The sequence below is a fragment of the Flavobacterium sp. genome (assembly GCF_020217025.1).
In the GTDB taxonomy this organism is placed as follows: Bacteria; Bacteroidota; Bacteroidia; order Flavobacteriales; family Flavobacteriaceae; genus Flavobacterium.
Genome location: NZ_JAIWOF010000080.1, coordinates 1 through 10,000, shown reverse-complemented (window position 1 = coordinate 10,000; position 10,000 = coordinate 1). Strand labels below are relative to the sequence as shown.

Annotated in this window: 8 protein-coding genes; 2 read left to right on the top strand and 6 right to left on the bottom strand. The window is 32.5% G+C overall.

Features of this window, described 5'->3' with window-relative positions; translation table 11 throughout:
• The first annotated feature begins 252 nt into the window (after positions 1–252).
• Positions 253–849: a DUF6705 family protein gene (locus tag LDL23_RS03880; protein ID WP_291264533.1), complete on the top strand. Its 597-nt coding sequence runs from the start codon at positions 253–255 to the stop codon at positions 847–849.
• Positions 825–1,517, top strand: coding sequence for a DUF6705 family protein (locus tag LDL23_RS03875; RefSeq protein ID WP_366935464.1), 693 nt, complete (start codon positions 825–827; stop codon positions 1,515–1,517). Before LDL23_RS03880 ends, LDL23_RS03875 begins: the two co-directional genes overlap by 25 nt.
• A 68-nt stretch (positions 1,518–1,585) precedes the next feature.
• Here the strand turns inward: LDL23_RS03875 and LDL23_RS03870 are convergent, their stop codons facing one another.
• From LDL23_RS03870 to LDL23_RS03845, 6 genes are all read right to left on the bottom strand, one after another.
• The gene (locus LDL23_RS03870; RefSeq protein WP_291264531.1) at positions 1,586–2,131 is read right to left on the bottom strand and encodes a thioredoxin-like domain-containing protein; all 546 of its coding nucleotides are present in this window, start codon (positions 2,129–2,131) and stop codon (positions 1,586–1,588) included.
• Positions 2,132–2,177: 46 nt separating this feature from the next.
• Complete coding sequence (locus LDL23_RS03865; RefSeq protein ID WP_291264530.1) at positions 2,178–3,719, bottom strand: acyl-CoA carboxylase subunit beta; 1,542 nt, start codon at positions 3,717–3,719, stop codon at positions 2,178–2,180.
• Positions 3,720–3,762: 43 nt separating this feature from the next.
• The gene (locus tag LDL23_RS03860; RefSeq protein ID WP_026724618.1) at positions 3,763–5,202 is read right to left on the bottom strand and encodes an acetyl-CoA carboxylase biotin carboxylase subunit; all 1,440 of its coding nucleotides are present in this window, start codon (positions 5,200–5,202) and stop codon (positions 3,763–3,765) included.
• 10 nt (positions 5,203–5,212) lie between these two features.
• A complete protein-coding gene (locus tag LDL23_RS03855) occupies positions 5,213–5,698 on the bottom strand; it encodes a biotin/lipoyl-containing protein (protein WP_291264529.1) in 486 nt (161 codons plus the stop codon).
• 89 nt (positions 5,699–5,787) lie between these two features.
• The gene (locus LDL23_RS03850; protein WP_291264528.1) at positions 5,788–7,896 is read right to left on the bottom strand and encodes a response regulator; all 2,109 of its coding nucleotides are present in this window, start codon (positions 7,894–7,896) and stop codon (positions 5,788–5,790) included.
• 88 nt (positions 7,897–7,984) lie between these two features.
• Positions 7,985–10,000 (bottom strand): radical SAM protein (locus LDL23_RS03845; RefSeq protein ID WP_291264527.1); only part of this gene is annotated, 2,016 nt, incomplete at its 5' end.

Sequence of the window (10,000 nt, the reverse complement as noted above, 5' to 3'; positions counted from 1 at the left end):
TACAGCCACCAAGTTATTCGTTTAGCGAAATACATTGCTAAAGTTAGAAGATATAGCTACTATTAGTAGATAGTTTCAAAATTTGAAAAGCTCTTAGTGAAAACTAGGGGCTTTTTTTGTAACCGTTTAATTAAATGAAATTTTAATAAAAATGTGTAGAAAAACTACAACAACACATTCAAAAAAGTTTCATTTATTTGTTAAAATTGTTTAAAAAAGTAACTAAAGAAAATTTTCTTCTTCAATTTATTTATGATAAAAAACTTAACCATACTTGTTGTACTATTGCTTTCAATTAATTGCAAGGCTCAAAGTCCTATCATTAATATTGAAGATGAAGATGGCTATAGACAAGATGGTGCATATTATAAAGACACTAATAACATTTTAAACAACTATGAAGGTGTATGGCTATATTCAAACGGCTTAGACACATTAAAAATTGAATTACGCAAAAAAACATTACAACATATAGGTAGATATTATGAAGATTTTTTAATTGGAGAAGTAAAATATGTTAAAAACGGAAATATAAAAATAAACACATTACCAAATATAAATACAAATTACAATAACAATAGAAAACACACTATTTCTGGAGCTGTCATAATAACCAATCCTTTAAGGTTAAATTGTACTGATTGTGCTCCGGGCGAAAAAAGAGTTTTTGTAGGATATGTAGATCACCTTATAATTAGAGCAGGCTACATGATGTTAAAGAAAACAACAGTTTCAGGGCAAGAAGCAATAAAAATATTTATAGGATATAACGGAGTTAGAAAGAGAGATGGTGATGTAATTCCTGATGTAACCATACCCTATGGATGGTACACTTTAATAAAACAATAAACCTTTCAACAACGGCTTTTAATTGTAAAGTCGTTGTTGCTTTTTTTGTATATTTATTTATGATAAAAAAAATATTAGCACTTATATTTATGCTTAGTAGCTTAAATATGTTTTCACAAATTATAAATATTGAAGACATGAATGGCACAAGACTTAATGGTGCCTACTATAAAGACATTAATAACTTACTTGACCCTTATGTAGGTACTTGGGTATATAGCAGTCCTACAGATACATTAAAAATTAAGTTACGAAAAGTAATTAGAGCTCCTTTTATCAACAATTCGTTTGAAGATTTAATCGTAGGCGAATACCAATACATTAAAAATGGAGTAGAAAAAATAAACACTCTAAACAACTTTAATACAAATTACCCTATGCAAATAGCTCATAAAATAGACGGCAATAGTATTTTAGAAAATCACAACATCCCTAAGTGTAATTATTGCAATCCAAATGAAAAAAGGCTACAATTATCACTTGTAGAGCCAATAAGTCGCTGGGGGGCAGACTTAAACTTAAGATTAATAGTTATTAATGGCCAACCTGCGTTAGAAGTATATAAATGGGGCACACCACCTCCAGCAAGGGTTGAAGGAGATCCAACAACGGGTCATGCAAATCCAATAATTGAAATTGGAGCAAATTTTATCATGATAAAACAATAAAACCACTCCACAACCTCTTTAAAAGTAAAAAGTTGTGGAATGGTTTTAAAAATCTGAAAAAAAAGCTATTATTTTGGAGAAGAGATTAATCCATCTAGAACTTTTCTAAACTCTTTAGAATCCCAATTTACAGCTTCATTAATATCTACAAGAATTCTTCCTTTTTTGCTAATTAGATAAGATTGTGGTAATTTCTTAACCTCAAATTCTTTTGGCGGTTCACTTAAATAAAAGTACAAAGGAAAATAGTACTCATTATCATCTAAATAATGAATCATTTTAGTTTGATTATCATTTGATAGTAACAAAAAATCCATTTTTGTTTTATAATCGTCATAGACTTTTTTCAAAGATTCCAATTGCTTTAAACTTTCCTCAGATTTTGTTGAGACATAACAAATAAACAATACCTTTTTCTTAAATTTCTTAAAAGAAACCTCACTACCATCTTTGTCATAAATACTCCAAAAATCAGAAAAGCTAGCCACTTTTTGTTTTTCAAAATTAATTAAAATTGGATCTGGCAAAGTAGCACTTTTAGATCTTGAATAAAAATAAACAATTGAAGATAATATTACAGTTAGCGCTATTAAAAAACCGATTTTTGATTTCATTTTCATCATCTAGTTAAAGATTTCATTTATAAAATTTGAATATTATTTACAAAGGAATATTTCCATGTTTGCGTTTTGGTGTGTCGACCACTTTGTTTTCTAACATGCTAAACGCTTTTATCAATTTTCTTCGTGTATCTCTTGGTAAAATTACTTCGTCTATAAAACCACGTTGGGCTGCTGTGTAAGGATTAGCAAATAACTCAGCATATTCCGCTTCTTTCTCTGCTAATTTAGCTACTGGATCAGCAGCTTCGCTAATTTCTTTTTTGAAGATAATTTCTGAAGCTCCTTTTGCTCCCATTACCGCGATTTCTGCACTTGGCCAAGCAAAATTCATATCAGCACCAATGTGTTTTGAATTCATTACGTCATAAGCTCCACCATACGCTTTACGAGTAATTACAGTAACTCTTGGAACTGTAGCTTCACTAAATGCGTATAATAATTTTGCTCCGTGTGTGATGATTCCGTTCCATTCTTGATCCGTTCCTGGTAAGAATCCTGGTACGTCTTCTAATACTAATAAAGGAATATTGAAGCAATCGCAAAAACGAACAAATCTTGCCGCTTTAATCGAACTGTTTACATCCAAACAACCTGCTAAAACCATTGGTTGGTTGGCAACAATTCCGATACTTCTTCCGCCTAAACGAGCGAAACCTACAATAATATTTTCAGCAAAATCTTTGTGAATTTCAAAGAACGAATCTTCATCGATAATTCCGCTGATTACTTCGTGCATATCATAAGGTTTGTTCGCGCTATCAGGCACAAGTGTATCTAATTTTTCGCGAACCTCATCTTGAAATTCATAAGGCAATTTTGGCGTAGTTTCTCTATTATTTTGAGGAATAAAACTCAACAATCGTTTAATATCTTCCAAACATTCTACACCATTTGGAGAGGTAATATGACAAACTCCCGATTTTGAGGCATGAGTAGCCGCTCCACCTAATTCTTCAGAAGTTACTTCTTCATTTGTTACAGTTTTTACAACGTTTGGTCCAGTTACGAACATATAACTATTGTTTTCTACCATCATGGTAAAATCGGTCATAGCTGGAGAATAAACGGCTCCACCAGCACATGGCCCCATAATAGCTGAGATTTGAGGGATTACTCCAGAAGCTTGAACATTTCTGTAGAAAATATCCGCATAACCACCAAGCGAACGAACACCTTCCTGAATACGCGCTCCACCAGAATCATTTAATCCAATCATTGGAGCGCCATTCTTCACTGCCATATCCATTACTTTACAGATTTTCTCAGCATGGGTTTCTGATAATGAACCTCCGAAAACCGTGAAATCTTGTGCAAAAACATATACCAATCTTCCGTTGATGGTTCCGTAACCGGTTACAACTCCATCACCATAGATAATTTCTTTTTCCATTCCAAAATCAGTAGTACGGTGTGTAACTAACATTCCGATTTCTTCAAACGAACCTTCGTCTAATAAATATTCGACACGTTCTCTTGCTGTTAATCTTTTTTTAGCGTGAAGTGCTGCTATTCTTTTTTCGCCTCCACCTAATTTGGCTAAAGCAATTTTATCGTTTAATATTTTGATTTTATCTTCCATTTTTCTTTCAATGAGTCAATTAGACAATTTGTCGATGTACCAATTAATTTGGTAATCTTAGTACTTTTTGATCTTCTACGTATTGTTGAAATGCAATCATGGCTGCGATTTCGGCTTCGGTATCTAATTTTGATTTTAGTTTTTCAGCATCGTAATACGCTTTCACAAATCCTGTATCAAAATCTCCTGAACGGAACGCTTCGTGCTCCATAACAAATTTCCCAAAAGGTAACGTAGTGTGAACACCTTCCACCAAATAATTATCAATCGCTTTAATCATCAATTCAATAGATTCCTCACGCGTATTTCCGTAGGTAATCAATTTTGAAAGCATTGGATCGTAATAAATTGGCACATCCATTCCTTCTTCGATTCCGTTATCTACTCGAATTCCTTCGCCTTCAGGCAATTTATAAGTACTTAAGAAACCTACGTTTGGCAAGAAATCATTCATTGGATCTTCGGCATACACACGAAGTTCCATAGCGTGACCTTTGATTTGTAAATCTTCTTGTTTCATTGGCAAAGCTTCACCACGAGCTACGCGAATTTGCAATTCCACTAAGTCCAATCCTGAAATTAATTCGGAAACTGGGTGTTCAACTTGCAAACGAGTATTCATTTCTAAGAAGTAGAAATTATGGTCAGCATCCATCAAAAACTCAACAGTTCCTGCTCCTAAATAATCACAAGCTTTAGCTACTTTTACCGCAGCTTCACCCATTTCTTTACGCTTTTCTGGAGTCAAAATTGCAGATGGTGCTTCTTCTACTACTTTTTGGTGACGACGTTGGATACTACATTCTCTTTCGAAAACATAGACAATATTTCCATGACTGTCCGCCATTACTTGAATTTCGATGTGACGTGGTTTCGTAACATATTTTTCAATGAAAACGGAACCATCTCCAAAAGCATTTGTTGCTTCCGAAATAGCTCTATCCATCTGAGAAACGAAATCTTCTGCTTTTTCCACCACACGCATTCCTTTTCCTCCACCACCAGCTGATGCTTTGATTAGAATTGGAAAACCAATTTCTGTAGCAATTTTCTTTGCAGCTTCGATATCGGTGATTGCATCTTCTGTTCCTGGAACCATTGGAATATTGTAATGTTTCACAGCTTCTTTTGCTGCTAACTTACTTCCCATCATTTCAATTGCTTTAGATTTTGGTCCGATGAAAATGATGTTATTTTTTTCACAAGCTTCTGCAAAAGATGAGTTTTCACTCAAAAATCCATAACCTGGATGCACCGCATCAACTCCTAATTCTTTACAAACTTCGATGATTTTATCGCCACGTAAATACGATTGACTTGACGCTGCTTCTCCAATTAAAACTGCTTCATCAGCATATTTAACGTGTAATGCATTTCTATCGGCAGACGAATAAACCGCCACCGTTTTGATTCCCATTTTTTTCGCAGTTTTCATTACTCGGATAGCAATTTCACCACGATTGGCAACTAATATTTTCTTAATTTCTTTCATCTTATTCGAATTCAATTAACAATTGTCCTTTATCTACTGCATTTCCTTTTTCAACTGCAATTGATTTGATAACTCCATCTCTTGGTGAAAGGAAACAGTTTTCCATTTTCATAGCTTCCAAAATCAATAAAGGATCGTTTTCTTTTACTTCTTGTCCAACCGAAACGTTGATTTCTAAAATCAAACCTGGCATTGGCGCCTTGATCGCATTAACAAGTTTAGTTCTTCCGCGCTCAATTCCCATGCTTTTGATTAACTCATCAATAGCACCAGAAATCGCCACTTCATAAGTATTGTTGTTAACTTTTACGGTATATTTTTTGGAAAGAAAATCAGCCGAAACAATTTCAGCTTTGTAAGGTTTGTTGTCTTTTAGTACATGAAATTTTGCTTCTTCTACCTTTACGGCATCTAAATTTTGAAGACTATTTTCAGTAACTTCAAAAGAAGCAGCATTGTTTACTAAAAGTTTATAATTTGTGCTCATATGAGATTTTTTTTTAGTGGACGTAAACTTACGAAAAGAAATCGTTTTTGTAAATGCTAAATCTCATAAAATTTGGAAAATAAGTATAGTTATTTTCTTTTTAAGTATAGTTTAATTAATTCGAATAATCGCTCTTTTTCAATTGGTTTTGAAATAAAATCGGTGAAACCTAATTCTTTAATTTTATTGATTTCGTCTTCAAAAGTGTAAGAAGTTTGAGCTATGATTGGAATTACAGGATTAAATTTTCGGATTTCAGTAAAAGCTTCGTAACCATTTAAATTAGGCATTTTTATATCCATAAGCACCAAATCAATCTCTTTATTTTTTTTACAGAATTCTACTGCTTCTACTCCATCTTTTGCACGAATTACTTTAAAATTGAAACTTTTTACCATTTTTTCAATTAGTAAATAATTAATATTATCATCTTCAGCAATTAAAATGATTTCATTATTTCCTAAATCTAAAAGTTGATTATCATTTGACAATTCTTTAGTTTCAATAAATTCATCACCAGAATATTCTAATGGAATTGAAAAATAAAAAGTTGAACCAACACCTTCTTGCGAATTAAAACTTATTTGACCACCCAACATTTCAACATAGGCTTTTGAAATGGCTAAACCTAGTCCGAGTCCTTCATTAGCGGAAATTCCTTTGGCATTGATTTTACTAAACCTTTTAAAAATATTTTCTTGAAAATCAGTTGGAATTCCAATGCCTGAGTCTTTAACACTAAAAGATATCGAATTATTTTTTTCATCCAAAGTATAATCTAAAATAATAAAACCTTCTTCGGTAAACTTATAAGCGTTATTTAGTAAATTCGTAATGACTTCGCCTAGTTTTACTTTATCAGAAACAATATTATTAGCTATTTTCTGGCTTGGTCTAGTTAATTTAAAAACTACTTTATCATTGCTGTAGAGTTTTTCGTATGACGCAAATAATTGATCAACCAACTCATCTAAATCAAACGCTTGTAAATTAGGTTTAATAATTTGCGAATCAATTTTGGACATTTCAACTAAGTCATCAATTATTTCCAGAAGATTATTTCCGCTTTGCTGAATTACTTTTATATATTCATTTCTATCTTCTTCTGATAAATTCTGATGAGAAAGCAAATCTGAAAAACCTAAAATAGCGTTCATCGGAGTTCTAATTTCATGCGATAAATTCATTAAAAAGGCTGATTTTAATTTATCACTTTCTTCGGCTTTATTTTTAGCAATTTCTAATTCTTTAGCTTTTATTTGATTCTCTTCAAACAATTTTCCGATGTATCGAAATTCGCCTTTAATACTTTTTAGGGATTGAATTGCATTTGAATCACCTGTTTTTAATATTTTTTTGATAAAACTCAATGGAAGTTTAGACCATCGATTTGCATAATAATAATAAACCATCCATGATAAAATTATGGCAATCGTTATGACAATTAAGATGAATTTTGTTATCCAAAAATCAATGTTATACGCTCTTTTATAAATAAGTTGCTGAATGATTTTATCGTTATAATCTTTCAAAGGCATAATAAAATATACTGCTTTTGATTTCTCTTCTGGTTGTTTGAAAAATTCAATATTTGAAGTACTTATTTTTTCAAAATTGGCAAAGTACTCGTTATCCAATAATCTCACCATGAAAAAACAACCCGACGGTTTTGTTTTGTTTTTATAAGGATCATCAGATGGATGAATTGTTGCAGCATAAACCTCCACAACACCTTCTGGAATTTTCAAATAAAATCGATTTACTTTTTTAGTTAATAATCGTGTAATTACTTCTTTGGGAATGAAGTCTACTGTTTTTATTTTGGGAGTTGAAACTTTGGTCAAAAATGTGCCTTTAGTATCATAAACACAAACATATTCAACCTTATAAGTATCTAAAATATTAGCAACCGAAGTATTAAACCACTTGACATCTTTTGTAGTCATGAAATCTACAAATTCATCCCAATAAGTCACATCAACAACCAATGAAGTGTAATTTTCCGTGTTTAATTTTAATAAAGATGTGATTTCGTTTTTATAAACTTTATTACTAGAATCATAGATTTCTTTTTCTTGTACCTTCATGTAATAGTACAAAGAACCCACTAAAACTAACAATCCAAAAGACATTAGAGAAAGTAAGCTGATTACTTTTGTATAGGTAGAATCAACATTTTTAGAGAAAAAAAACTTCATACCAACATTTATTAGATGTTAAATTTATAATTTTTTTTCAATAAAATTTACTTTTCACCAATAAAGTAACACTATATGGACATAGATTTTACAAAACCAACAAAGAAGTATTTCTCAAGACTTGAACAGGTTTACTAAACCAAAATAATTCAAAATCATCAAATTGTTGTTCAAAATCTGATTTCAATTGAGAAAAAGTTGTTTTGTTATTTATATGAAATGAAATTTCTTCAAGAGTTTTCACTAACCATTTTCCCTCTTCGGCATTTAGAGAAATATCGTAGGATTGCGTTTTATTGTGAAACGTTAATTTCATCATTTCCCAAGAATTTCCTTTTTTCGATTTGGTGAAGATTTCGGTTTGAGGTTTTCCTCCTATCCAAACGATTTTAGCATTTGGTTTTACTGAGAAATTCTGTTCTTTTTCCAAGCAATTATAAATAAAATCAGAAGGGATTTTTGTTTTTGGAATTTTGAAATCGAACCAATCTTGTAAATCGTAATCAAAACAAATTCCGTGCATGTAATTGAATAACGATTTTTTTAATCCGAAGCTGAATTTATCGTGATTGATTCCCGTTTTATCTTTGAAATTGATGTCGTTATTGGCAAACATAATTTCATTTTGATCTGGAATTACTCCGAATTCTTCAGGAAACATTCCCACAGGTGAATGTGCTGTCATGGCAAATTGATGCCAAAAACCACTTTGCAAAACACCCAATTCAAACAATTGACGTACCATTTCCAAACTATCCACCGTTTCTTGAATCGTTTGTGTGGGATAGCCGTACATCAAATAGGCATGCACCATAATTCCAGATTCGGTGAAATTTCGGGTTACTTGTGCTACTTGTTCGACTGTTACTCCTTTTTTTATTAGCTCTAAAAGTCGATCCGAAGCCACTTCCAATCCACCAGAAACCGCAATACAACCTGATTCTTTCAACAACAAACACAAATCAGCCGTAAAACTTTTCTCAAAACGAATGTTCGTCCACCAAGTGACCACTAATTTTCGTTTGATGATTTCCAAAGCGACTTCGCGCATTAGAGCTGGCGGTGCTGCTTCATCTACAAAATGGAATCCGTTTTCGCCTGTTTGAGCGATTAATTCTTCCATTCGGTCGACCAAAATTTTGGCAGCGATGGGTTCGTACAACTTAATATAATCGAGAGAAATATCGCAAAACGTACATTTTCCCCAATAACAACCGTGCGCCATGGTGAGTTTGTTCCAACGACCATCGCTCCATAAACTGTGCATGGGATTCGCTACTTCGATTACGGAAATATATTTATTTAACAATAAATCGGAATAATCTGGAGTTCCTACTTCACTTTGTTTGTAATCGTGGCGAGTGGAATTGTTCTTGTAAATGACTTGGTTATTTTCTAAGAGAAAAGTTCGTTTTAAAGGCATCTCGACTTCGCTCGATGTGACAAAATCGTAAACTAATTCAACAGGTAATTCTCCATCATCTAACGTAATAAAATCGAAGAACTCAAAAACGCGTTTGTCTTTTAATTCACGAAGTTCTGTATTGGGAAAACCGCCACCCATTGCTGTTTTTATGTTCGGAAAATTGGCTTTTATGAATTGAGCACAACGGAAAGCGCTATATAAATTACCAGGAAATGGAACCGAAAAACAAACCAATTTTGGCCGAACTTCATCAATTCTTTCTTTCAGAATTTTGATGGTGATTTTGTCGATAAAAGTCAACTCTTGTTGTAAATATTGGTATAATTCATCAAAAGAATTAGCGCTTCTACCCAAACGTTCTGCATAGCGACTAAAACCGAAATTTTCATCGACACACTCCACAATAAAATCGGATAAATCTTCAAGATATAAAGTAGCCAAATGTTTCGCTTTATCTTGCATTCCCATCGAACCAAAGGCAAATTCCATATCGTCTAATTGATCAAAACGAGAAGCTTCTGGAAGAAAATTTCCTGAACAAATTTGACGTGCTAAAGATGGATTCTTTCCTTGAAGAAAAGCGATTACGGAATCGATTGTTTTGATGTAATCGTCTTTGAGCGAATAAATTCGTTGTGAATTAAGTTCAAATTCTTGAAACTTCAAACTTGAAACTTG

Excerpts from the sequence above, each read along its gene's own strand:
- LDL23_RS03880 (WP_291264533.1), top strand. The coding sequence starts at position 253 with ATGATAAAAAACTTAACCATACTTGTTGTACTATTGCTTTCAATTAAT.
- LDL23_RS03875 (WP_366935464.1), top strand. The coding sequence starts at position 825 with ATGGTACACTTTAATAAAACAATAAACCTTTCAACAACGGCTTTTAAT.
- LDL23_RS03870 (WP_291264531.1), bottom strand. The coding sequence starts at position 2,131 with ATGAAATCAAAAATCGGTTTTTTAATAGCGCTAACTGTAATATTATCT.
- LDL23_RS03865 (WP_291264530.1), bottom strand. The coding sequence starts at position 3,719 with ATGGAAGATAAAATCAAAATATTAAACGATAAAATTGCTTTAGCCAAA.
- LDL23_RS03855 (WP_291264529.1), bottom strand. The coding sequence starts at position 5,698 with ATGAGCACAAATTATAAACTTTTAGTAAACAATGCTGCTTCTTTTGAA.
- LDL23_RS03850 (WP_291264528.1), bottom strand. The coding sequence starts at position 7,896 with ATGAAGTTTTTTTTCTCTAAAAATGTTGATTCTACCTATACAAAAGTA.